The organism is Microlunatus spumicola (genome assembly GCF_039536445.1).
Classification (GTDB): Bacteria; Actinomycetota; Actinomycetes; order Propionibacteriales; family Propionibacteriaceae; genus Microlunatus; species Microlunatus spumicola.
The window spans coordinates 678161-700687 of the sequence record NZ_BAAAYR010000001.1; the positions used below are offsets into that span (position 1 = coordinate 678161).

General features: G+C 73.6%; 18 protein-coding genes. 8 read left to right on the plus strand and 10 right to left on the minus strand.

The window, feature by feature from the left end:
* Window positions 1-7: 7 nt before the first annotated feature.
* The 3 genes from ruvX to ABD665_RS03085 are packed head-to-tail and all read right to left on the minus strand — an operon-like array spanning window position 8 to window position 3706.
* Complete coding sequence (ruvX, locus tag ABD665_RS03075) at window positions 8-475, minus strand: Holliday junction resolvase RuvX (RefSeq protein ID WP_204912279.1); 468 nt, start codon at window positions 473-475, stop codon at window positions 8-10.
* Window positions 472-3147: an alanine--tRNA ligase gene (gene alaS, locus ABD665_RS03080; RefSeq protein ID WP_204912278.1), complete on the minus strand. Its 2676-nt coding sequence runs from the start codon at window positions 3145-3147 to the stop codon at window positions 472-474. Before alaS ends, ruvX begins: the two co-directional genes overlap by 4 nt.
* A gap of 43 nt (window positions 3148-3190) precedes the next feature.
* Entirely contained in the window at window positions 3191-3706 is a 516-nt protein-coding gene (locus ABD665_RS03085) for a DUF948 domain-containing protein (protein WP_204912277.1), read from the minus strand.
* Between the two features lie 81 nt (window positions 3707-3787).
* On the opposite strand from ABD665_RS03085, the gene ABD665_RS03090 reads away from it, so the two are divergent.
* Window positions 3788-4069, plus strand: coding sequence for a DUF3253 domain-containing protein (locus tag ABD665_RS03090; RefSeq protein WP_344741013.1), 282 nt, complete (start codon window positions 3788-3790; stop codon window positions 4067-4069).
* Here ABD665_RS03090 and ABD665_RS03095 read toward each other — a convergent pair.
* A complete protein-coding gene (locus ABD665_RS03095) occupies window positions 4053-6284 on the minus strand; it encodes an acyltransferase family protein (protein ID WP_204912276.1) in 2232 nt (743 codons plus the stop codon). The two genes, ABD665_RS03090 and ABD665_RS03095, sit on opposite strands and share 17 nt — an antisense overlap.
* 307 nt (window positions 6285-6591) lie before the next feature.
* On the opposite strand from ABD665_RS03095, the gene ABD665_RS03100 reads away from it, so the two are divergent.
* The 5 genes from ABD665_RS03100 to ABD665_RS03120 all read left to right on the plus strand — a co-directional run bounded on the left by ABD665_RS03100 (window position 6592) and on the right by ABD665_RS03120 (window position 11649).
* On the plus strand, window positions 6592-7248 hold the full coding sequence (locus ABD665_RS03100) for an FCD domain-containing protein (protein ID WP_204912275.1): 657 nt from the start codon (window positions 6592-6594) through the stop codon (window positions 7246-7248).
* Between the two features lie 89 nt (window positions 7249-7337).
* Window positions 7338-8741 (plus strand): allophanate hydrolase, encoded by a 1404-nt coding sequence (locus ABD665_RS03105; RefSeq protein ID WP_344741017.1) that lies wholly within the window; start codon window positions 7338-7340, stop codon window positions 8739-8741.
* The gene (locus ABD665_RS03110) at window positions 8738-9481 is read left to right on the plus strand and encodes an isochorismatase family protein (RefSeq protein ID WP_204912274.1); all 744 of its coding nucleotides are present in this window, start codon (window positions 8738-8740) and stop codon (window positions 9479-9481) included. The genes ABD665_RS03105 and ABD665_RS03110 overlap by 4 nt, the downstream gene beginning before the upstream one ends.
* 54 nt (window positions 9482-9535) lie before the next feature.
* Window positions 9536-11149, plus strand: coding sequence for a regulator (locus tag ABD665_RS03115; protein WP_204912273.1), 1614 nt, complete (start codon window positions 9536-9538; stop codon window positions 11147-11149).
* A gap of 5 nt (window positions 11150-11154) precedes the next feature.
* Window positions 11155-11649, plus strand: a complete 495-nt coding sequence (locus ABD665_RS03120) for an allophanate hydrolase-related protein (protein WP_204912272.1) — start codon at window positions 11155-11157, stop codon at window positions 11647-11649.
* On the opposite strand, the gene ABD665_RS03125 is transcribed toward ABD665_RS03120, so the two are convergent.
* On the minus strand, window positions 11550-12944 hold the full coding sequence (locus ABD665_RS03125; RefSeq protein WP_425562101.1) for a replication-associated recombination protein A: 1395 nt from the start codon (window positions 12942-12944) through the stop codon (window positions 11550-11552). The two genes, ABD665_RS03120 and ABD665_RS03125, sit on opposite strands and share 100 nt — an antisense overlap.
* 307 nt (window positions 12945-13251) lie before the next feature.
* Here ABD665_RS03125 and ABD665_RS03130 point away from each other — a divergent pair, with 307 nt between their 5' ends.
* Window positions 13252-14994, plus strand: coding sequence for a NosD domain-containing protein (locus ABD665_RS03130; protein ID WP_204912271.1), 1743 nt, complete (start codon window positions 13252-13254; stop codon window positions 14992-14994).
* A 79-nt stretch (window positions 14995-15073) separates the two neighbouring features.
* On the opposite strand, the gene ABD665_RS03135 is transcribed toward ABD665_RS03130, so the two are convergent.
* The 3 genes from ABD665_RS03135 to arfB all read right to left on the minus strand — a co-directional run bounded on the left by ABD665_RS03135 (window position 15074) and on the right by arfB (window position 18066).
* Window positions 15074-15505 carry a hypothetical protein gene (locus tag ABD665_RS03135; RefSeq protein WP_204912270.1) on the minus strand — a complete coding sequence of 144 codons (432 nt, stop codon included), beginning with the start codon at window positions 15503-15505 and terminating at the stop codon, window positions 15074-15076.
* Window positions 15506-15611: 106 nt separating this feature from the next.
* Window positions 15612-17459: an aspartate--tRNA ligase gene (gene aspS, locus ABD665_RS03140; RefSeq protein WP_204912269.1), complete on the minus strand. Its 1848-nt coding sequence runs from the start codon at window positions 17457-17459 to the stop codon at window positions 15612-15614.
* Window positions 17460-17613: 154 nt separating this feature from the next.
* Entirely contained in the window at window positions 17614-18066 is a 453-nt protein-coding gene (gene arfB, locus ABD665_RS03145) for an alternative ribosome rescue aminoacyl-tRNA hydrolase ArfB (RefSeq protein ID WP_204912268.1), read from the minus strand.
* Window positions 18067-18246: 180 nt separating this feature from the next.
* Here arfB and ABD665_RS03150 point away from each other — a divergent pair, with 180 nt between their 5' ends.
* The gene (locus ABD665_RS03150; protein WP_204912267.1) at window positions 18247-19761 is read left to right on the plus strand and encodes a DUF11 domain-containing protein; all 1515 of its coding nucleotides are present in this window, start codon (window positions 18247-18249) and stop codon (window positions 19759-19761) included.
* A 58-nt stretch (window positions 19762-19819) separates the two neighbouring features.
* Here the strand turns inward: ABD665_RS03150 and ABD665_RS03155 are convergent, their stop codons facing one another.
* Both ABD665_RS03155 and ABD665_RS03160 read right to left on the minus strand, forming a co-directional pair.
* Window positions 19820-21373 carry a DUF2252 family protein gene (locus tag ABD665_RS03155; RefSeq protein ID WP_204912266.1) on the minus strand — a complete coding sequence of 518 codons (1554 nt, stop codon included), beginning with the start codon at window positions 21371-21373 and terminating at the stop codon, window positions 19820-19822.
* Between the two features lie 33 nt (window positions 21374-21406).
* The gene (locus ABD665_RS03160) at window positions 21407-22471 is read right to left on the minus strand and encodes a DNA glycosylase AlkZ-like family protein (protein ID WP_204912265.1); all 1065 of its coding nucleotides are present in this window, start codon (window positions 22469-22471) and stop codon (window positions 21407-21409) included.
* Between the last annotated feature and the right edge of the window lie 56 nt (window positions 22472-22527).

Sequence of the window (22527 nt, forward strand, 5' to 3'; positions counted from 1 at the left end):
AGCTCGGTCAGGCAGCGCCGTGCGGCAAGAGTAACGCCCCGGGTGGCTCACCCCGGGAACGTTCGATGCTCAGCGCGTGCTCGAGGATCGCCGCCGCCGCGGCCGCGTCGATCACGCTGCGCTGCTCCTTGGCGCGGCGCCCGCCCTCGCGCAGGCGCCGGGACGCCTCGACGGTGCTCAGCCGCTCGTCCACCATCCGCAGCGGTATCGGCGTGGCGTCGGCGAGCCGCCGGGCGCGTTCGCGCACCTTCTCCGCGGCGGGACCGTCCTTGCCCGCGAGCGTCGTCGGCAGCCCGACGACGACCTCGAGCGGCTCCAGCTCGGCCAGCACGGCGAGCAGGTCGGCGACCTCGGACTCCCCCGCCTTCACCGTCGCGTACGGCGTGGCGAGGATCCCGTCGGGGTCGCACCGCGCGACCCCGATCCGCGCGTCGCCCCAGTCGAGCCCGACGCGCACGCCTCGCCGAAAGCTCACGCGCTGAGCAGGGTGTGGCCGATCGCGTGCTCGACCGCGGTGAGGGCGTCGCCGGCCTTGCTGCCGTCGCTGCCGCCACCCTGGGCGATGTCGGGCTTGCCGCCGCCGCGTCCGCCGAGGGTCTCGCTGGCCACCCGCACGAGGTCCCCGGCGGCGAGCCGACGGTCCCGAGCCCCCGGCGTGGTCACGACGACAACGCTCGGCTTGTCCTGCGAACCGCCGACCAGCGCCACGACCGCGGCCTGGTCGCCCACGCGGTTGCGCACCTCGAGGGCGAGCGAGCGCAGGTCGTTGCCGGCGAGGCCGGGTGCGGCGTGGCGGATGTACTGCACGCCCCACATCTCGTGCGCGTCGGCCGCGATGGCGCCCGCCTGCGCGAGCACCTCGCGGCTGCGCAGCTCGGCGATCTGACGCTCGGCGTCCTTGAGCTGCGCGACGAGGCGCTGGACCCGGTCGGTCAGCTGGTCGGGCTGCACCTTGAGCGCGTCGGTCAGGCCGTGGACGAGCGTCCGCTCGGCCGCGAGGTAGCGGAACGCCTCGATGCCGACGTACGCCTCGACGCGCCGCACGCCGGAGCCGACGGACGACTCCGTGGTGAGCGTGACGAGCCCGATCTGCGAGGAGTGCTGCACGTGCGTGCCGCCGCAGAGCTCGCGCGACCAGCGCCCGCCCATCTCGACGACGCGGACCTCCTCGTCGTAGGTCTCGCCGAACAGCGCGAGGGCGCCGAGCTCACGGGCCTTGGCCAGCGGCATGTACGTGGCCGTGACGTCCAGGTCGGCGCGCAGCGCGCGGTTGGCCGCCTCCTCGACGTCGGAGCGCGTGGTGGCCGAGAGCCCGCCCTGCCACGCGAAGTCGAGCCGCAGGTAGCCGGGCTTGTTGTAGGAGCCGCTCTGCAGGGCTGTCGGGCCGAGCACCTGGCGCAGCGCCGCGTGCACCACGTGGGTGCCCGAGTGCGCCTGGCAGGCGCCGAGGCGCCACTCGCCGTCGACCTGCGCGAGGACGTCGGTCCCCGACTGCAGCTCGCCGCGGACGACGCGCACGCGGTGCGCGACGAGACCCTTGACCGGGCGCTGGACGTCCAGCACCTCGAGCTCGAAGCCGTCGCCGGTGATCGTGCCGGCGTCGGAGTCCTGGCCGCCGGACTCGGCGTAGAAGGGGGTGCGCTCGAGGACGACCTCGACGACGTCGCCCTCGGACGCGGCCGCGACCTGCTCGCCGTCGAGGACGATGCCCCGCACGCTGGTTTCGCTGGCCAGCTCGCTGTAGCCGGTGAACGGCGTGACCCCGCCCGCCCGCAGCTCGCGGTAGACCTCGGTCGCCTGCGCGCCCGCCTTCTTGCTCTTGGAGTCCGCCTTCGCGCGCGCCTTCTGCTCGGCCATGAGCGCCCGGAACCCGTCCGCGTCCACGGTCAGGCCCTGCTCCGACGCCATCTCCAGCGTCAGGTCGATCGGGAAGCCGTACGTGTCGTGCAGCTGGAAGGCGCGGTCGCCGCTCAGCGTCGTGCCGCCGCCGGAGCGTGTGTCCCGGGCCGCGGTTTCGAAGATCTGCGTCCCCGCGACGAGGGTGCGCCGGAACGCCTCCTCCTCGCCGTACGCGATCGCCGCGATGCGGTCCCAGTCGCGCTCGACCTCGGGGTAGGACGCCTTCATAGCGTCCCGGCTGACGGGCAGCAGCTCGGGCAGCACGGGGTCGGTGACGCCGAGCAGCCGCATCGAGCGCACCACGCGGCGCAGCAGGCGGCGCAGGACGTAGCCGCGCGCCTCGTTGCCGGGCGTGACGCCGTCGGCCATGAGCATGAGGCCGGAGCGGACGTGGTCGGCGACGACCCGCATGCGGACGTCGTCCTCGTGGCCGCCCTCCGCGCCGTACGTCCTGCCCGAGAGCGCCTCGGCGCGGCGGAGCACGCCGACGACCTCGTCGATCTCGTACAGGTTGTCGACGCCCTGCAGCAGCGTCGCGACGCGCTCCAGGCCCATGCCCGTGTCGATGTTCTTGCGGGGCAGGTCGGCGAGCACGTCGAAGTCGTCCTTGGCGCGGACGACCGAGAGCTCCTCCTGCATGAAGACCAGGTTCCAGATCTCCAGGTAGCGGTCCTCGTCGACGACGGGGCCACCCTCCTGCCCGTACGCCGCCCCGCGGTCGTAGTAGATCTCGCTGCAGGGGCCGCCCGGTCCGGGGACGCCCATGTTCCAGTAGTTGTCGAGCAGCCCGCGGCGCTGGATGCGCTCCTCGGGCAGGCCCGCGATGCTGGCCCAGAGGGCCGCGGCCTCGTCGTCGGAGTGCAGGACGGTGACCCAGACGCGGTTCGGGTCGAAGCCCAGGAAGCCGTCGTCCTGGCTGCCGGTGACGAGCTCCCAGGCGAGCCGGATGGCCTCGGCCTTGAAGTAGTCGCCGAAGGAGAAGTTGCCCTGCATCTGGAAGAAGGTGCCGTGGCGCGTGGTCTTGCCGACCTCCTCGATGTCGAGGGTGCGCACGCACTTCTGCACGGAGGTGGCCCGGTCCCAGGGCGGCGTCTCGGCGCCGGTGAAGTAGGGCTTGAAGGGCACCATCCCGGCGTTGACGAACAGCAGGGTGGGGTCGTTGTAGAGCAGCGGCGCGGACGGCACGACCTGGTGGCCACGTGCGGAGAAGTAGTCCAGGAAGCGTCGCCGGATCTCGGCGGTTCTCATCGTCTTGGGTCCTCGTGAGGGTCGGTAGAGCGAGCGGGGCGGGTCAGGGGGTGCGGCGGGGCCGCTCGGTAGCTCGGCCCGGGTCCGTCCCGCCGGACAGGGCACGCAGCTCGGCCTCGCGCTCCTGCATGGCGACCTTCACCTCGGCCCGCCGCGCGCGGCGCCCGGCCCGGCGGCCGTCGGGGTCCTGCGTCGCGCTGCGCCGGACCGCCTGGCGCAGGCCGTGGCCGATGGCCGCGGTCTTGACCAGGGGGCGGGCGACGGTCGCGTTGACGATCCCCGAGAGCTGGGCGGCGTTGTCGCTGACCAGGCTGGCGTTCGCGCTGACCTTGGCGACGTCGGCCGTGACGAGGCTGAGCTTGCCCAGCTCCTCGTTCGTGGCGCGGACGGTGCCCTGCAGCTCGGTGAGGATCGGCACGGTCTCCTGCCCGAGGTCGCGCACGGTCACGCGCAGCTCGTCGAGCACGCGTCCGAGCTTGAGCAGCGGGACGGCCAGGAAGACGACCAGCCCCACGCAGGCCAGCGCGGCGACGAGGCCGGCGATCTGTCCGAGGGTCACCGGAGGACCCTAGCGCGACGGACCGCCCTCGGGCGCCGCCGTTTGCCTGCCGCAGGTCGGTGGCCCGCCTACCGTGGACGGGTGCCCGGCGACCCCGACGACCTGGACGCCCGGCTGCGGGCGTCGATGCTCGACCTGCTCGACCGCCGCGCCGCGACGAGCACCATCTGCCCGAGCGACGCGGCGCGGGCCGTGGGCGGCCCGGGCTGGCGCGCGGCGATGCCGCAGGCCCGCGACGTCGCCGCCAGGCTCGCCGACGAGGGGGTGGTCGAGGTCCGGCAGAAGGGCGAGCCGGTCGACGTCCGTACGGCCCGCGGCCCCGTCCGGATCGCCCGCGGCGCCCGGTTCAGGCCGAGAGCCTGACGATCTCGCGCGACTCGAGCTCCTCCTTGACGGCAGGAGCGATCAGGCCGTTGTACTCGGTGGTGAGGTGGAAGCGGTCGAGCTTCATCGGGGTCGTGCCGACGAAGGCCGGGCACCTCAGGTCCACGCAGAACCACTTCTGGCTGTTCACGTAGACCCCGCCGAGGTCGTTCGCCAGCTTGGACTCGAGCACCCCCCACCCCTCCTCGGGGACCGAGACGCAGTCGGCGGGCGTGCTGACCTTGGTGAAGCAGTCGTTGACGTCCTTGTCCGCGGGCGGGCCGGGAAGGAACACGAGCTTGGGCTTCACGGTGATCTTGCCGATCTCCGACGTGGCCGACTCCACGTTGCCCGTCCCGGACAGCACGAGGACGTCCGGGTCGAGCCGGTTGATCGCCGCGACGGCGTCGTCGGGCCGCTGGCGGCAGCTCTTCTGGGCGTCCGGCGGCGGCGCGAGGATCGTCATGTCGCGGAACCCGCACCCGTACATGCCGTAGGAGATGACCCTCCACCCGTCGTCGTTCCCGATCACCCTGCGCAGCAGGTCGACGTAGACCAGGGCCGTCGAGTTCCCGACCACGACGATCGTGCGGTCGGCCTTCGGGTCGCCCCACGTGCAGGACGACTCGTCGATCGTGTCGGCCCCGCCGCAGGCGTGGATGTCGTCGGGACCGAGACCGCCGGTCAGGACCGAGCTCATCGACGGGGACAGGGTCGGCCACGCCTCGGCGCCGAGCGCCTGCGCCAGCGAGGCCTGGAGCTGGTCCTGCGCGGTGGTCCCGGCGCTCGCTCCGGACGGGAGGCCCACCGGTGGCGCGACGGTCGCCGTCGTGGTCGCGGTCCGGGGCTGGAGCGCGACGACCAGCAGCACGGCCGTGACCAGGGCGAGGAGGCTGACGGCCGTCTTCTGGTAGGCGGGCGAGAAGAAGGCCGGACGAGCCTGGGTGCTGCGCCGGTGCCGCCGGTGACCGCGCCGACGCGACCGGCCCCGGTCGCTCCGCGGCACGAGCCACTGCGAGCGTCGGACCGGGTCCTCCACCAGGTGGTACGTGTACACCGCCAGGATCGTGGCGAGGGCGACGAGGAAGAGCCCCGGCAGGAGGCCGTCCCCGAGGACGGCGTGCCCGAGCACGACGACCGGGAAGTGCCACAGGTAGAGCGAGAAGGAGATGTCGCCGACGTAGCCGGCGGCCCGGTTGGTCAGCGGGAAGAGCAGCCGTTGCTGCCGCACGCCGGTGCCGGCGGCGATCACGAGCGCGGTCGCCAGCACGGGCAGAGCCGAGGCGGGCGCGTCGAACCCGTTCGGGCTGACCACGAAGACGCCCGCGACCATCCCGGCCAGCCCCACCCAGGCGAGCGGCGGACGCAGGCGGTCGGGCAGCCGGCTGACCAGCGGCACGGCCACCGCCAGCAAGGCACCGGCGCCCAGCTCCCAGACACGGGAGAAGGTCGAGAAGTACGCGCGGTTGGCCGCGACCTGCGTGTCGTGCAGCGCCCAGACGAACGAGGCCACCGACAGCACCGTGATCAGGACCCCCAGCACGAGCCGCGGTCGGACGGTGCTCGCCGCGCGGCGGCCGAGCAGGACCAGGACCAGCAGCATCAGCCAGGGCCACACCAGGTAGAACTGCTCCTCCACCCCCAGCGACCAGTAGTGCTGCAGCGGGGAGACCGGACGGTCGCTGGCGAAGTAGTCGGTGCTCTGCAGGGCGAAGCGCCAGTTGCCGACGAACAGCAGGGACCACACGCCGTCGACCACGGTCGTCTGCCAGCGCGCCGCGTTGAAGACGAACCACGACGACGCGACCGTGACCACGAGCACCAGCACCGAGGCCGGCATGATCCGCTTGACCCGGCGGCGGTAGAAGCCCGAGAAGGAGATGTGGCCCGTCCGGTCGTGCTCGCGCAGCAGCAGGCCGGTGATCAGGAAGCCGGAGATGACGAAGAACACGTCGACGCCGACGAAGCCGCCGGCCGGCCAGCCCCACACGTGGTTGGCCACCACCGCGAGCACCGCGAAGGCGCGCAGGCCCTGGACGTCCCAGCGGGTGCGGGTGTCGCGCGGCTGGGTCGGCCGACGACGACCGGACGCGCCGGACCTGCGCCGCGAGGGTGCGGTGAAGGACGGCTGCCGGCTGAGCCGGGTGCGTGCACCCCGGGTGGTCGGGTCGCCTGACGGCCGTGCTGGCGTCTCTGCGGCGGTGGGACGGGACATGCGACCCTCTCGGTGGGGACGGGTGGAACCCGTGACCACCTGCCGGGGTGCGACCGGACGTCGGTGGTCGCGTCGTCGCGTGGCACCCGCGGCCGGGTCCGCCGGCCCCGGAGGGCGTCGACCGTGATGGCGCTGCGGTCGAGGCGGCGGGCACGGCCCGAGCTGGTGTGGTCGGCAGGCCAGCGGCGTCCGGCCCCGGGTGGCAACGGGGACGCCGGGCCGCGGAGCCGCTCCAGATGGTTCGCGGTCCACCGCGGCCGCACCGGCGGATGGTTCACTGGGGCGACCGACGGGCGAGAGGACGTGAGTGGTCGACACCGCCGTGGGGCTCTACGCGCCCAGCCTGGTCGAGGTCGCGACCCGCCAGCTCCGCGAGGAGATCCTGTCGGGCGCCCTGGTGCCGGGTCAGCGGCTCGTCGAGGAGCAGATCGTCGCGCGCTTCTCGATCAGCCGGCCGCCGCTGCGGGAGGCGCTCCGGGTGCTCGCGCAGCAGGGTCTCGTCGAGCACGTCCCGCGCCGCGGCGCCCGGGTCACCGAGCTGACCGAGACCGACGTCGAGCAGCTGTTCGGCATCCGGCTGGCGCTGGAGCTGCACGCGGTGCGCACGACGTTTCCGCTCGCGGTGGCTGCCGACGACGCCCGGCTCGCCCCCCTGCAGGGCCAGCTCGACGCGATGCGCCGCGCGGAGCGGGACGGCGACGAGCTGGCCAAGGACGACGCCCACCGGGCCTTCCACGCCGAGGTGGTCGCGCTCGCCGGCAACCGCCAGCTCGACCTCGCCCTCGAGCCCGTCCTGCTCAAGCTGCAACGGCCGATGGCCTCGAACCTGCGGCGCGAGGCCCACGCGATCGGGCCCGAGGCCGGGCTGGGCCGCCACCAGGCGCTGGTCGACGCCATCCGGGGCAACGACGTGGACGCGATCGTGCACCAGCTCGTCCACCACGGGAGCACACGCTTCCTGTAGGGGCGCGCCCGCCGCGTGCGGACTTGCTTACCGGCCCGTAACGCGACGGTCCTGATGGTCGTAACCCAGGATTGTCGACAATAGACGGCGTGAGCACACGAGTGGCGGAGGCGCCTCCCGCGACGGCCGGTCCGACGCCCGGACCGGCGGTCCACGAGCTGCTGGCGGCGTACCGGAACGGTTCGCTGACGCCGGGCGCGCACGTCCGGCGGGTCCTCGACCTCGTCGCGGCGCACGGCGACGACGGGACCTGGATCAGCGTCGACGCCGAGGCCGCGCTGGCCCGCGCGGCGGAGCTCGAGGCGACCCCGGGCGCGGCGGACCTGCCGCTCTACGGGGTCCCCTTCGGGGTGAAGGACAGCATCGACGTCGTCGGCTGGCCCACCACGCTGGCCTGCCCCTCGTACGCCTACGAGCCCCGGGAGACCGCGCCGGCGGTCCAGCGCCTGCTCGACGCCGGCGCGATCTGCCTCGGCAAGACGAACCTGGACCAGTTCGCGACCGGCCTCAACGGCACCCGGACGCCGTACACGGTCCCGCGCAGCGTCTTCGGCGGCGACCTGGTCTCCGGCGGTTCCAGCTCGGGTTCCGCGCGTGCGGTCGCGCTGGGCGAGGTGCCGTTCGCGGTCGCCACTGACACGGCGGGCTCGGGCAGGGTGCCGGCGGCGCTCAACGGCGTGCTCGGGTACAAGCCCTCGCGCGGGCTGGTCAGCACCGTGGGCCTGGTGCCCGCCTGCCGCTCGCTGGACTGCCTGAGCCTCGTGGTCGCCGACCCGGCCGACCTGCGCACGGTGCTCGACCTGATGGTCGGCGTCGACGAGCGCGACGCCTGGAGCCGCCCGTACGCCCGGCTCGACGTCGACGAGCACGCGCTGGTCGTCGGGCTGCCCGACGAGGACGGGCTGACGTTCTTCGGCGACGAGGCGACGGCGGACGCGCACACCCGCGCGCGGGCCGTGGTCGCCGGGCTCTTCCGCACGACGGCGACCTCGCTCGCCCCCTTCCTCGCCGCGGGCGAGCTTCTCTACTCCGGTCCCTGGGTCGCGGAGCGGCTGGTCGAGTTCGGGGACTTCCTGTCGGTCGCGCACGACGACGTGGTCCCCGTGGTCGGCGACATCATCCGCGGCGGGGCCCGCTTCGCCGCGACGGACGTGTTCCGCGCGCAGTACCGGCTCGCCGAGCTGAAGGCCGAGGTCGGCCGGCTCTTCGCGTCGATGGACGTCCTCGTCCTGCCGACGATCGGGACGACGTTCACGGTGCCGGAGGTCCTGGCCGACCCGGTCGGCACCAACACGGTCCTCGGGCACTACACGCACTTCGGCAACCTGCTCGACCTGTGCGCCGCGGCCGTCCCCGCCGGCACGACCGCCGACGGCCGCCCGGCGAGCCTGATGGTCCTCGGCCCGGCCCTGTCCGACGACGCCGTGCTGGCCGTCGCCACCCGGCTGGCCGCCCACCTGCCCACGTCCGCCCCGATCGAGGAGAGCCGATGACCGAGACGACCGAGCGGGCGCAGACGAGCGAGCGGGCGCAGACCGACGAGCAGGAGCGGGTGAGCGTGCCCGCGCGGCCGGGACCCTTCGGTTTCGCGCCCGGGCGCGTCGCCCTGGTGATCATCGACATGCAGCGCGACTTCCTGCTGCCCGGCGGCTTCGGCGAGACCCTGGGCAACGACGTCGCCCAGCTCGCCGGGGTGGTGGCCCCGCTGCAGCGGGTGCTCGCGGCCGCCCGGGCGACGGGGATGACCGTCGTCCACACCCGTGAGGGCCACCGGCCCGACCTGTCCGACCTGCCGCCGGCCAAGCTGCGCCGCGGGAAGCCGTCGCTGCGGATCGGCGACCCGGGGCCGTACGGCCGCATCCTCGTCCGCGGCGAGTACGGCCACGACATCATCGACGAGCTCGCGCCCGTCCCCGGCGAGGTCGTGCTCGACAAGCCGGGCAAGGGCGCCTTCTACGGCACCGACCTGGACGAGCTCCTGCGCGCCGCCGGCGTGGAGTCGCTCGTCGTCACCGGCGTGACCACCGAGGTGTGCGTGCACACCACCGTGCGGGAGGCCAACGACCGCGGCTACGAGGCGCTCGTGCTGAGCGACTGCGTCGGGTCGTACTTCCCGGAGTTCCAGCGCGTGGGGCTGGACATGATCGCCGCCCAGGGCGGCATCTTCGGCTGGGTCACCGACTCCGCCAGCCTGCTCGCCGCACTCCCGCACCCCGCGGCAGCCCCTGCCTGACCCGGCTCTGCCCCACCGGCTCTGCCCGACCAGCCCAGCCCTCGGAGGACGTCCATGACCAGCACCGCGCTCCGCCCCGGCACCGCCGACGCCACCACGGCCCGCTTCCGGGTCCCGTGGTGGACCCGCGGCGACCTCAACGCCTTCTTCGGCCTGGCGTTCAACATCCTCGTCAACGTCCTCACGCTGACCTCGCTGCTGATCTTCGTCGTGCACCTGCCCGCCGACCGGGTGCTCGGAACCGTGCTGCCCGCGCTGGGGATCGCGCTCATCGCGGGGAACGCCTACTACACGTTCCTCGCCCGGCGCCTCGGCCGACGGGAGCGGCGCACCGACGTGACCGCGCTCCCGTACGGGCCGAGCGTCCCGCACATGTTCATCGTCGTGTTCGTGATCATGCTGCCGATCTACCTGTCGACGAACGACCCGGTGCGGGCCTGGGAGGCCGGGCTGGCGTGGGCGTTCATCATCGGTGTGATCGTGCTGATCGGGGCCTTCGTCGGACCGTTCATCCGCCGGATCACGCCGCGCGCCGCCCTGCTGGGCACGCTGGCCGGCATCTCGCTGAGCTTCATCTCGATGCGGCCCGCCGGACAGATCTGGGAGGCGGCCTGGATCGGGCTGCCGGTGCTCGGGATCATCCTCGTGGGCTTCTTCACGGACCTGAAGCTCCCGGGCGGCGTGCCGATCGGGCTGGCCGCGCTGCTGGTCGGTACGGCGATCGGCTGGGTCGGTGGCTACCTGTCGGTGCCCGACGTGGTCGCGTCGGCGAAGGACGTGGCGTTCGCGGTGCCCAGCCTGAACCTCGGGATGCTCGCCGACGGCCTGCGGGGCATGGCCCCGCTGCTCGCCACCGCGGTGCCGCTCGGCGTCTACAACTTCCTCGAGGCGATGAGCAACGTGGAGAGCGCGGCGGCGGCCGGCGACAGCTACAACCTGCGGAGCGTGCTGCTCGCGGACGGCACCGGCGCGATCGTCGGCGCGGCCCTCGGCTCCCCCTTCCCGCCGGCGGTCTACATCGGCCACCCGGGCTGGAAGGAGGCCGGCGGCCGGTCGAGCTACTCGCTGGCCAGCGGGGCGTTCATCGCCCTGCTGTGCTTCCTCGGGCTCTTCGGGCTGCTCTCCACGGTGCTCCCGCTGCCCGCCATCGTGCCGATCCTGCTCTACATCGGGCTGCTCATCGGGGCGCAGGCCTTCCGGTCGACGCCACGGCTGCACGCCGCGGCGATCATCGCCGCGATCATCCCGAACCTCGCCTCCTGGGGCGCCGGGCTGATCGACAACGCCCTGGCCGCCGCCGGCACCACCGCCGCGCAGGTGGGCGACGAGGCTCTGGGCAACGCGGGGCTGGTCTACCACGGCCTGCACGTCCTGGGTCAGGGCGCGACGCTCGCCGGCATCGTCTTCGGCACGATCGTGGTCTTCGTCCTCGAGAAGCAGCTGCTCCGGGCGGCCGTCGCGGCCCTGGTCGGGTCGGCCCTCTCCTGGGTCGGGCTGCTGCACGCCGACCAGGTCGGCTGGGGCGCCGCCCCGGGCGTCGCCCTCGGCTACCTCCTGCTCGCCGTCACCCTGGCGGGCATCGGGCAGCTGCAGCGCCGGCTCCCGGAACCGGACGTGGCCCCGAACGACGTGCCGGCCACCGACGCGTTCGCCACGACGGAGGCCTGAGCCGGATGCCGCCGCCGCCCGAGCCCGGAGCCGCTCCGTACGCCGACCTCGTCGTCGTCGGTGCTCACCTCAGCGGCCAGCCGCTGAACGGCGAGCTGCTCGGGCGCGGAGCGACGCTCGTCGGGCCGGTGTCGACCGCGGCGGCCTACCGCCTGTGGGCCCTCGACACCGTGCCCCCCAAGCCCGGGCTGCTGCGCGTCAGGACCGGCGGTGCCCCGGTGCGGGGGGAGCACTGGCGGCTGCCGGTCGCGGCGCTCGGGACGCTCGTCGCCGGGCTCCCCGGACCGATGACCATCGGTGCGGTGGAGCTCGACGACGGGCGGACGCTGCCCGGCTTCCTGGTCGAGGCCAGCGCGGTCCACGAGGTCCGCGACATCACCGCGTACGGCGGCTGGGTCGCCTACCTCGACGACCGGGAGGTCCCCCGGCCGAGCCGCTCCTCGATGCGCGCCAGCCGGGCGGCGACCGCGGCCTCGTTGCCGTGGTCGGTCGGGACGTAGTAGGCGGCACCGACCAGCTCGTCGGGCAGGTACTGCTGCGCCGCGATGCCGTGCGGCTCGTCGTGCGCGTAGCGGTAGCCCTGGCCGTGCCCGTACGTCTTGGCCCCGGCGTAGTGGGCGTCGCGCAGGTGCGGCGGGACGAGCCCGACCCGGCCCGCGGCGACGTCGGCCGACGCCGCGCCGATCGCGGTGGTGACGGCGTTGGACTTGGGCGCGAGGGCCAGCGCGATGGTGGCGTGGGCGAGAGTCAGGCGCCCCTCGGGCATGCCGATCATGGCCACCGCCTCCGCGGCGGCCACGGCCGTCGTGAGGGCCGTGGGGTCGGCGAGCCCGATGTCCTCGCTGGCCAGGATGATCAGGCGCCGGGCGATGAACCGCGGGTCCTCCCCCGCGCCCATCATCCGGGCCAGGTAGTGCAGCGATGCCTGGACGTCCGAGCCGCGCACCGACTTGATGAAGGCGCTGATGACGTCGTAGTGCTGGTCGCCGTCGCGGTCGTAGCGGATGGCGGCCCGGTCCACGGCCCGCTCCACCACGTCGGTCGTCACCCGCGTCTGCCCGAGGGCGAGCGCACCCGCGGCCGACTCCTCGAGGTAGGTGAGCGCCCGGCGGGCGTCGCCGCCGGCGAGCCGCAGCAGGGTGTCGCGCGCGTCGTCGTCGAGCGTGCAGGCCCCGGCCAGCCCGCGCTCGTCGACGAGCGCCCGGTCGAGCAGGAGCGCCACGTCGGCGTCGGTGAGCGGCCGCAGCGTCAGCAGCAGGGAGCGGGACAGCAGCGGTGAGATCACCGAGAAGCTCGGGTTCTCGGTGGTCGCGGCCACGAGGGTGACGAGGCGGTTCTCGACGGCGGGGAGCAGCACGTCCTGCTGGGTCTTGCTGAAGCGGTGGACCTCGTCGACGAACAGGACGGTCCGCTGCCCGCGGGCCAGCTCGCGCCGGGCCTGGTCGAGGACGGCGCGCACCTCCTTGACGCCGGCCGTGACGGCCGAGACCTCGACGAACCGCGCCCCGCTCTGCCGGGAGACGACGGACGCGATGGTGGTCTTGCCGGTCCCCGGCGGGCCCCACAGGAACACCGACATCGGCTCGCCCGCGGCCAGGCGCCGCAGCGGGGAGCCCGGCGCGAGCAGGTGCGGCTGCCCGACGATCTCGTCGAGCGACCGGGGCCGCATCCGGACCGCGAGCGGCAGGCCGGGACGGTCGGCGTCGGAGAGGCTGCCGCCCGACGACAGGGCCACGCCGGGCCCGCCGTCACCCGCTGGTCCGGCCGGTCCGCCACCGAAGAGGTCCTCGCTCACGGGGGCCAGCGTACGGAGCGGCGGGCACCGTTCCGAACCGTGCGGACGGCTTTCGTACACCTTCCGGAACTGTTCGGTGCGGCTTTGGCGACTGTCGTTATCGTCCCGTGATCGTATGAGGTTGATCACGCGAAGATCACGTCCGTAACGCCCTCTCAGGCCTGAAATGGCGGTCTTAGTAATGCTGGGAGCGTTCCAACGGTATTTCTCCTAGTTGCGTCAGAAAGTTCTTTACGTTTCTCTCACTCGGGACCGATCGATGCTTCGACCTCCCGAGGTCGGGGCGCAACCCCCACAGGAGATCGCGATGTCTACCCCCCACACCGCCCCGAACCCCACCAGCACCACCCGACCACCGGCGTCCCGCACGCTGCGCTGGGTGAGCCGGACGACCCTCGGCCTGGCCACCCTGGCCGCCACCGCGCTGGTCCCGGTCGCCCCCGCGTCGGCCGCCGTCGCCACCCCCGGCGTGCACGAGAACGGCACGTCCGCGCTCACGCTCTCCGGCGGCTGGCGCACCACGAAGACGACCACCGCGAGCGGTGGCACCTTCTCGACCCTCGTCGGCAAGAACGGCTTCGCGTCGATGACCTTCAAGGCCACCGGCGTCTCGTGGGTCTCGCGGCCCGGCCCGTACAACGGCCTGGCCAAGGTCTACCTCGACGGCAGGCTCGTCAAGACGGTCGACCTCTACAAGAGCAAGACCCAGTTCAAGAAGACCGTCTGGTCCGTCAAGGGCCTGAGCGACTCGACGCACACCCTGAAGGTCGTGCGGACCGGCAAGAAGAACAGCGCCGCGGACGGGGCCAACCTCGTCGTCGACGCCTTCCGGGTCCTCGACGTCAGCGCGCCCTCCGCCCCGACGGGCGTCGCGGCCGCCAAGAACCGCACCGGCTACACCCTGTCGTGGAACCGCCCGAGCGCGTCCGACCTGCTCGGTTACCGCGTCTACCGCAAGAAGGGCACCGGCGCCACGACGCAGGTCGCCTGGCTGCCCGCCGGCACCACGAAGTTCGCCGACGTCGGCCTCGCGAACAGCACCCGGTACGTCTACTGGGTCCGGGCCATGGACAAGGCCGGGAACGTCTCCGGCAACTCCTCCACGGTCACGGCCACCACCGGTGCGGCGACGTCGTACAACGACGTGCGCATCGACGCCTGCCCGAGCGCGACCACCACGGTCTCCACCTGGAAGCAGCTGCAGTCGGCGATCACGAACGCCCCCGCGGGCCGCGTCGTGAAGATGAACCCCGGCACCTACTCGGTCCCGTGGGGCATGGCCGTCAAGGCCAACGGCACGGCGAGCAACCCGGTCTGGATCTGCGGACCGCGCAACGCGGTGCTGAGCGGGCCGGGCGTGACCGGGAACGGCGGGTTCCGCGTCGACGGCTCCAGCTACCTCCGCATCTCGGGCATGACCGTGCGCAACAGCCAGAAGGGCATCTCGGTCATGAACAGCAACCACGTCGCGGTGTCCGACGTGCTCGTCGAGCACATCGGCGAGGAGGCCGTCCACCTCAAGAACAACACCACCGACAGCGTCGTGGTCGGCAACACGATCCGCGACACGGGCCTGATGACCCCGACCTACGGCGAGGGCGTCTACGTCGGCACCGCCAAGGGCAACTGGTGCAAGTACAACGACTGCGCCCCGGACGCCAGCAACCGCAACGCGGTCATCGCGAACCACATCAGCCGGACCTCGTCCGAGCCGATCGACCTCAAGGAGGGCGCGGTCGACGGGACCGTGTGGGGCAACACGCTCGACGGCGGCTCGATGAAGATCGGCGAGACCCTCATCAGCGTCCAGACGAACAACTGGGTCGTGGCCCACAACACGGGCTCGAACGTCAAGCAGGACGGCGTCCAGGTCTGGCAGGCGTACGAGGTCTGGGGTCGTAACAACACGATCTTCGCCAACGACTTCACCAGCGGGGTCCCGGGCTACGGCGTCCGGCTCGCCTACGTGAACATCGGCAACGTCGTCGGCTGCGACACCTGGGTGTCCTCCAGCGCGGACGGCATCAGCAACAAGGCCTGCCAGAAGTAGGTCAGCCCCACCCGGCACGACAGCAGGGCCCGCGCCGGACGGCGCGGGCCCTGCTCGCGTCCACGTGCGGCCGGGTCCGTCAGCGGTGCCGGCTCGGACCCAGGACCCGGTCGGCGTACGGGACCGTCTCCCAGGCCTGCCGCTCGTCGCTCCAGCCGAGCGGCAGGCCGCAGGCGTCGGTCGGGATGGCCGGGACGAGGTAGCGCCCGGACGCGTCGAGGAGGAACAGCCACGGGCGGCCGATGCCGATCGCCGGGCACGGGTCGTCGGTGGGCTCCTCGCTCGGCCGCGCGAGGTAGGTCAGCAGCGGTCCGACCGCGGTCGACGTGCGCTCCAGCTCCGTCAGGACCTGACCGTCCTGGGCGTCCGGGCGCTCCTCCCGGGAGCACAGCACGGCGCTGCGGGCCACGAACCCCTCCGGCACGGAGCCGACGACGGCCCCCGGCGGGCCCGAGAAGTCGTCGCCGACGAACGCCCCGGCCGCGACGCACCCCGGCCACGCGTCGCGCACGGGGGCGGGAGGTGGCGGAGGGAGCGTCCCGGGGGCGCACGCCACCACCAGGGCGAGGACGAGCGGCGCGGCCGCAGCCGTGCACGCCCGCCCCGCCCGGGTCACCTCAGCCCGCGGGCTGCTCGGCGGGCCCGTCGCCCTTGTCCGACGTGCCGGTCTTCTCGGTCTTCTCGCTCTTGACGACCGGCTTGGCGTCGACCCCGGCCTCGCGGCGCTGCGCCGGGGTGATCGGCGCCGGCGCCTCGGTCAGCGGGTCGAACCCGCCGCCGCTCTTCGGGAAGGCGATGACCTCGCGGATCGACTCCTCGCCGCTGAGCAGCATGCAGATCCGGTCCCAGCCGAAGGCGATGCCGCCGTGCGGCGGGGGTCCGTAGTCGAAGGCGTCGAGCAGGAAGCCGAACTTGGTCCGGGCCTCCTCCTGGGTCAGCCCCATCACGGAGAAGACCCGCTCCTGGATGTCGCGGCGGTGGATACGGATCGACCCGCCGCCGATCTCGTTGCCGTTGCACACGACGTCGTAGGCGTACGCCAGGGCGGAGCCGGGGTCGGTGTCGAAGGTGTCGAAGAACTCGGGCTTCGGCGACGTGAACGCGTGGTGGACCGCGGTCCAGGCCCCCGTGCCGACGGCGACGTCCCCGGCGGCGACGGCCTTGTCCGCCGGCTCGAAGAGCGGCGCGTCGACGACCCAGCAGAACGCCCACTCGTCCTTGGCGGCCTCGAGCAGACCCGTGCGCCGGGCGATCTCGAGCCGGGTCGCGCCGAGCAGGGCCTGCGCCTGGGAGCGCGCGCCGGCCGCGAAGAAGACGCAGTCCCCCGGCGCCGCACCGACGGCGGCGACGAGGCCGTCGCGCTCGGTCTCGGACAGGTTCTTGGCCACGGGCCCGCCGAGCGTCCCGTCCTCGGCCACGGTCACGTACGCCAGCCCGCGGTGCCCGCGCTGCTTGGCGAACTCCTGCCAGGCGTCGAAGGTGCGCCGCGGCTGGCTGCCGCCGCCGGGCATGACGACCGCGCCGACGTAGTCGGCCTGGAACACGCGGAACGGGGTCTCCGCGAAGTAGGACGTGAGCTCGACCAGCTCGCCACCGAAGCGCAGGTCGGGCTTGTCGCTGCCGTAGCGGTCCATCGCCTCGGCGTAGGTGAGCCGGAGGAAGGGCGTCGGCACCTCGACGCCGATCAGGGCCCAGATGTTGCTGATCAGCGCCTCGGTCAGCGCGATGATGTCGTCCTGGTCGACGAAGCTCATCTCGACGTCGAGCTGGGTGAACTCCGGCTGCCGGTCGGCGCGGAAGTCCTCGTCGCGGTAGCAGCGGGCGATCTGGAAGTAGCGCTCCATGCCCGAGACCATGAGCAGCTGCTTGAAGAGCTGCGGGCTCTGCGGGAGGGCGTACCAGGAGCCGGGTCGCAGCCGCGCGGGCACGAGGAAGTCGCGCGCACCCTCCGGCGTGGACCGGGTGAGGGTCGGGGTCTCGATCTCGACGAAGTCGCGGTCGAGCAGGGTCTCGCGCGCCACGCGGTTGACCTGGCTGCGCAGCCGCAGGGCCGCGCCCGGGCCGGAGCGGCGCAGGTCCAGGTAGCGGTAGCGGAGGCGGGTCTCCTCGCCGACGTTCACCCGGTCGTCGATCGGGAAGGGCAGCGGCGCGGCGGTGCTCAGCACCTCCAGCCCGGTCGCGACGACCTCGATCTCCCCGCTCGGCAGGTCGGGGTTGGCGTTGCCCGCCGGACGCGGCGAGACCTCGCCGCGCACGGTCACGCAGTACTCGTTGCGCAGGTCGTGGGCGTCGGAGGAGGCGAGCAGCTCGTCGCGGACGACCACCTGGGCGATGCCGGTGGAGTCGCGCAGGTCGAGGAAGGCGACCCCGCCGTGGTCGCGGCGGCGGGCCACCCAGCCCGCCAGGGTCACGGTCGTGCCGGCGTCCGCTGCGCGGAGCGTGCCGGCACCGTGGGTGCGCATCACGGGAGGTCGAGCCTTTCGGTGGGGAGTCAGGGTCGCTCCGAGGAGCGACCACTCATCCTACGGTCGGCCCCGCGGGGCGCTCGCGCGCTTCCCGACGGGGCGGCGCCGGGCCGGGATCGAGCAGACGGACCTCGGACCTCGGTCGCGCCCGGCCCTACTCGACGGGTCGGCGCCGCTGCGCCTTGACCTGCGCCCGGACGGCCTTGGCCCCCAGCCGGCGTTCGACGGAGCCGCGGGTGCGCCGGGTCGGCCGGCGAGGTCGGGGCGGCGGGGCGAGCGCGGCGCGGAGCTGGGCGGCGAGCCGCGTCCGGGCCTCCTCCCGGTTCCGCAGCTGCGCCCGGTGCTCGGAGGCGACGACGACGACCGCGCCGTTCACGAGGACGGGTGCGAGGCGCTGGCGGAGGCGGTCGCGGAGGGGTTCGGGCAGGGCGGCGACGGCGGTCGAGGCGTCCGGGTCCCAGGTCAGCTCGACGCGGCTGTCCGCGGTGTTGACGCCCTGCCCGCCGGGCCCGGACGAGCGGGAGAAGCGCCACCCGAGCTCCTCCGGACCGATCACCAGCGCGTCGTCGACCCGCAGCGGGCCGTACGCGGAACGGTCGTCGGTCATGGCCCCAGTATCAGTTCGACGCCCGGGTCTCCGGGGCGTGTCCCCCGTGCGGACGACCTGAGAAGTTTTTGGGTCTGAACCCTTGCTGAACGTGGACTGAGACGCTTCACTATGCAACGCCCCGCCCCCGTCCGGCACCCTCGTGCCGCGGCGTGCAGGGCGGCAGACATGGGGGTCGGCATGAGCAGGGCTTGGGGGGCGACGGTCGCGGCCGTCGCGGCAGGACTGGTGTGGGCGGCGGTGCCGGGGGCGGCACACGCGGCGGAGCAGACGATCGTCCCGACGAGGGACTTCGTCCCGGCGTTGAGCGACACACGTGCGACGGGCCACTACGAGGTCGTGGGGAGCGGCCTGCACATCTACACGCAGGGAGCCACGAGCACGGACAAGGTGGCGGAGTACGTGGCGGCGGGGGTCCCGCTCGCCGGGGTGGACGAGCCTTCCCTGGACTACGCGAACAGCGGTGGCGGCGTGCCGGGCTTCCAGCTCGTCATGGACTGGGACGGCAACGGGTCCGCCGACGGCATCCTCGTCGGCGAGACCCTCTACGGGAACGACTGGTGGGCATCCGACAAGTCGGCGCAGTTCGTCAAGGACGGCGCTCCGTCCCACGACGCCGGCTCCGGCAGCCCGAACCACGGGACGCTCAACGGCTGGCGGACGAGCTTCCCGCAGGCCCAGGTGCAGGCCTTCGGCTTCTCGCTCGGCTCGGGGGTCAAGGGCGACGGCGTGCTGAACGCCATCACCTTCAACGGCGACCGCTACACGTTCAGCGCCACGGCGCCGGACACGACCGGTCCGAGCGTCACCTGCGACGTCGCGGCTCCCGGCCCGACGTTCGCGTACGGGGACGCCGCGCAGGTCTTCGCCGTGGTCGCCGACACGGGGTCCGGTCCGACCGCCGTGACGGTGTCCGCCGCCGCCGACACCACCTTGGTCGGAACGAAGACCGTAGCCGTCACGGGGAGCGACGTCGCCGGGAACACAACGACGACGGCCTGCCCGTACACCGTGGTCGCCGGGGCTCCCGCCTCGGTGACCGTCGTCTCCGGCAGCGGTCAGTCCGCCCCGGTCGGCACCGCCTTCGCGCAGCCCGTCCGGGTGAAGGTCACCGACGCCGGCGGCAACCCGGTCGCCTCGGTCCCGGTCGCCTTCACGGCCCCGGCGTCCGGCGCGACCGGCACGTTCGTGAGCGGCTCGGTCACCACCGACGACACCGGCGTCGCCGCCGTCACCGTCACCGCGACCGGCAGCACGGGCACCTGGAAGGGTTCCGCGACGGTCGCGGGCGCCCCCTCGGCCTCGTTCACGCTCACCAACACGGCGGCCCCGGCCAAGCGGGCCGACCTCAAGGTCACGCTCGCCGGGCCGGCCTCGCTCGCCAAGGGGCAGACGGGGACGTACGTCCTGACCGTGAAGAACCAGGGTCCGGACGCCGCGGTCGACGTGCTGTCGTCGGTGGCGCTCCCTTGCGGGGTCACCGTGACCTCGACGGGGGGCGGCAAGCAGGTGGGCGACCTCGTGGTCTGGCCGACCTTCGCGTCGCTGGCCTCGGGCAGCTCGACGACCTACACCGTGACCGTCAAGGCCACCGCCAAGGGCAGCTGGAAGGTCGCCGGTGCCTCCGCCTCGCTGCGGACCCCGGACCCGGTGCTGGCCAGCAACGTCGCCGTGACCGGGCTGACGGTGCGCTGACCGCACGCTGAGGGACAGGGGTGGGGCGGCCGACCGGCCGTCCCACCCCTGCTGCGTCTCAGGGCCGGAAGGCCGACCCGACCTTGTCGAGCGCCCCCTCGGAGGCCGGCATCCGACCGGACCGGACGGCCGCCACGAGCAGCGCGTGGTCGGCCTCGGTCTGGTCGGCGTACGCGCGGGCGAAGCGGCCGAAGGACTCGCCCAGCTTGTCGCCCTTGCCGGCGTAGCCCGCGATCATCGACGCGCCGCTCGTGCGCGCGTGGCCCTTGGCCAGCAGGTGCCCGACGATCCCGGCGTAGTCGGTGAGCGCCGCCGCGTCGATCGCGTCGAGGGGGATCGTCCCCTTGGAGTTCCGGAACTGCCGCACGTAGAAGTCCAGCGGCCCCTCGCCCGGCAGGTCCACGGTCGTCCAGCCCAGCAGCGGGTCGCTCACGGTCTGCAGGGCCTGCTGGTACTCCACGACCCGCTGGCCCTGGTGCGCGTGCCAGGCGGAGCCGCCGTGGACGAAGGGGGCGAGCACCGAACGCCGGGCCTGCTTGAGCTGCAGGAACAGGACGTCGTCGGGCGCGCTGCCCTCGAGCAGGGCGACGTACGCCCGCAGCCCGACGCTGCCGACCCCGACGACCTTGTGCGCGACGTCGACCAGCGTGTAGCCGCCCACCGCGCGTCGCCAGTGCGGCGCCAGCGTCTGCAGGTACGCGTCGAGGGCCACGGCGACCGCCTCGCGCTCGGCCGTGGGCAGGCGGGTGATGAGCGGCGGTTCCTGCACGATGCGGCGCTGGCCCGGACGGTCGAGGTCGCTCTTGTCCCCCTTGTCGCCCTTCTCCCCCTTCTCGACCGTGGTGAAGCGGGGCAGGGCGCGGTCGGAGGTGCGCTGGCGGGCGCGGCGCACGGACCGTTCGATCTCGTCGCGGAGCGACTTCTCCGTGGCGGTCTCGTGCAGGCGGCCGACGTCGAGGCGGTTGTAGCTGCGGGCCAGCAGCGGCATGTCGGCGAGCAGCCGCACCTCGTCGCGGTAGGCGCCCACGCAGGCCAGCACCGCGTCGTGGCACTGCTCCTCGGTGCGGCCGTTCTCGCGGCCGGCGACCCAGATGCTCGCCACCAGGCGCCGCAGGTCCCACTCCCAGCAGCCTGGGTGCGCCTCGTCGAAGTCGTTCAGGTCGATGACCAGCTCGCCCTCGGGCGAGGCGTAGAAGCCGAAGTTCCCGAGGTGCGAGTCGCCGCAGGCCACCGGCATGATCCCGGTCGCGGGCAGGGCGGCCACGTCGGCGGCCATCACCACGGCGCTCCCGCGCAGGAACCCGTACGGGGACGCCACCATCCGCGCGACCCGGACCGGCACGAGCTCGGGGACGCGGCCCCGGTGCGACTCCTCGAGCAGCGCCACCGGGTCGGCCCGGCCGGGCGACGGGTGCCAGTCGCCCAGGCTGCGACGCGGCACGTCGTGACGCAGCGCCTTGCCCATCGCGTAGCGCTCCTCGCGCGTGGTCGCGCGGCGGCGCACCGAGGTGAAGGCCTCGCTGTCCGCGGTGGCCAGGACGCGGTGGCCCTGGCCGGGGTCGTCCGTGGGCGTGCCCAGGTCGACGCGCTGCGCCTCGTCTCGACCCGTCATGGGCTCGACCGTAGGGGATCGGGCGGGGTCGCGTCAGCGAAGATCCAGGTCGCGGTCGAGGAACCGGGCCAGCCGGACCGCCTCGCCGTGGGCCAGGGCCCGTACGTCGTCGGGCACGCCGGGCGCGAGGGCGAGCGCGACCTCGACCGCCCGGCCCCTGACCTCGCGGCGCCAGGTCCCGACGTTGGCGTCGCCCGCGAAGACGCTGCCGGACCTCAGGTCCACGTCGGGCGGGTGCGGATGCCCGGGAGCGGGCGGGAAGGCCAGGTCCCGGTAGCCCAGCGGGAGCTCGTCGAACAGTGGCAGGAGCAGCACGGGCGGGAGGTCGCCGACGTCGGGTCCCGGCGGCAGGGAGTGGTACGTCTCCCCCGCCACCTCGACGGTGACCAGCTCGTCGCGCAGCTCGGCGATCGCCGTCCGCACGGTGGTCAGGGTCAGCGACGACCACCGGGCGACGTCGCGGACGCTCGCCGGGCCGTGGCCCGCGAGGTAGCGCCGCAGGAGCCGGACGGGGTCGGGGCCGTCCGCGGGACCGCGCGGGACGCGGTCGTCGAGGAGGGCGTACGTGTGGGTGGCCCCGCGCATCGGCCCGCTGACCACCACCTGCTCGAGCTCGGCGTGCATGACGAGCAGCACGACGTCGAGCTGCTCGCACGGCAGCCCGGCGTCGGCGAGGACGGTGACGACCTCCGGGCGGGCCAGCACGTCACCGCCCGCCAGCGCGTCCGCGAGGACCCGCGCGCCGCGGTCCAGCTCGGCTGTGCCGAGGCCCCGCTTGCGCAGCATCGAGCCGTTCGCCTGCTGCACGCGCGCGGCGGTGGTGGCGAGCAGCCAGCGCACGTCCTCGGCGGCGGCGAAGTGCCAGGTGGGCCGCAGCACGTGGGTGCGCAGGAACTCCCCCGCGTCGTACGCCGCCCGCACCTCCGCCTCCGTCGTCGCGTGGGAGCGGAGGGCGAGCGACCAGAACGCGTGGCCGGGTTCCTGCGACTGCACCGCCGCGAGGCGCCGGACCGCCTCGGTCGGCGTCCGGTCCGTCGGGAGCGCCAGCCCCTGGGCACGCAGGCGTCGCTCCCGCACCCGCGTGGCGTCGGCAGTCACGCCTCCCACCCTGGCGGACGGCGGTCCTCGCGTCGACCGCCAGTTTTCCGGCGCCC

Bases quoted from the DNA above. Each gene is read 5' to 3' on its own strand.
- alaS (WP_204912278.1), bottom strand. From the start codon at position 3,147: ATGAGAACCGCCGAGATCCGGCGACGCTTCCTGGACTACTTCTCCGCA.
- ABD665_RS03095 (WP_204912276.1), bottom strand. From the start codon at position 6,284: ATGTCCCGTCCCACCGCCGCAGAGACGCCAGCACGGCCGTCAGGCGAC.
- ABD665_RS03110 (WP_204912274.1), top strand. From the start codon at position 8,738: ATGACCGAGACGACCGAGCGGGCGCAGACGAGCGAGCGGGCGCAGACC.
- ABD665_RS03115 (WP_204912273.1), top strand. From the start codon at position 9,536: ATGACCAGCACCGCGCTCCGCCCCGGCACCGCCGACGCCACCACGGCC.
- ABD665_RS03120 (WP_204912272.1), top strand. From the start codon at position 11,155: ATGCCGCCGCCGCCCGAGCCCGGAGCCGCTCCGTACGCCGACCTCGTC.
- ABD665_RS03130 (WP_204912271.1), top strand. From the start codon at position 13,252: ATGTCTACCCCCCACACCGCCCCGAACCCCACCAGCACCACCCGACCA.
- arfB (WP_204912268.1), bottom strand. From the start codon at position 18,066: ATGACCGACGACCGTTCCGCGTACGGCCCGCTGCGGGTCGACGACGCG.
- ABD665_RS03150 (WP_204912267.1), top strand. From the start codon at position 18,247: ATGAGCAGGGCTTGGGGGGCGACGGTCGCGGCCGTCGCGGCAGGACTG.
- ABD665_RS03155 (WP_204912266.1), bottom strand. From the start codon at position 21,373: ATGACGGGTCGAGACGAGGCGCAGCGCGTCGACCTGGGCACGCCCACG.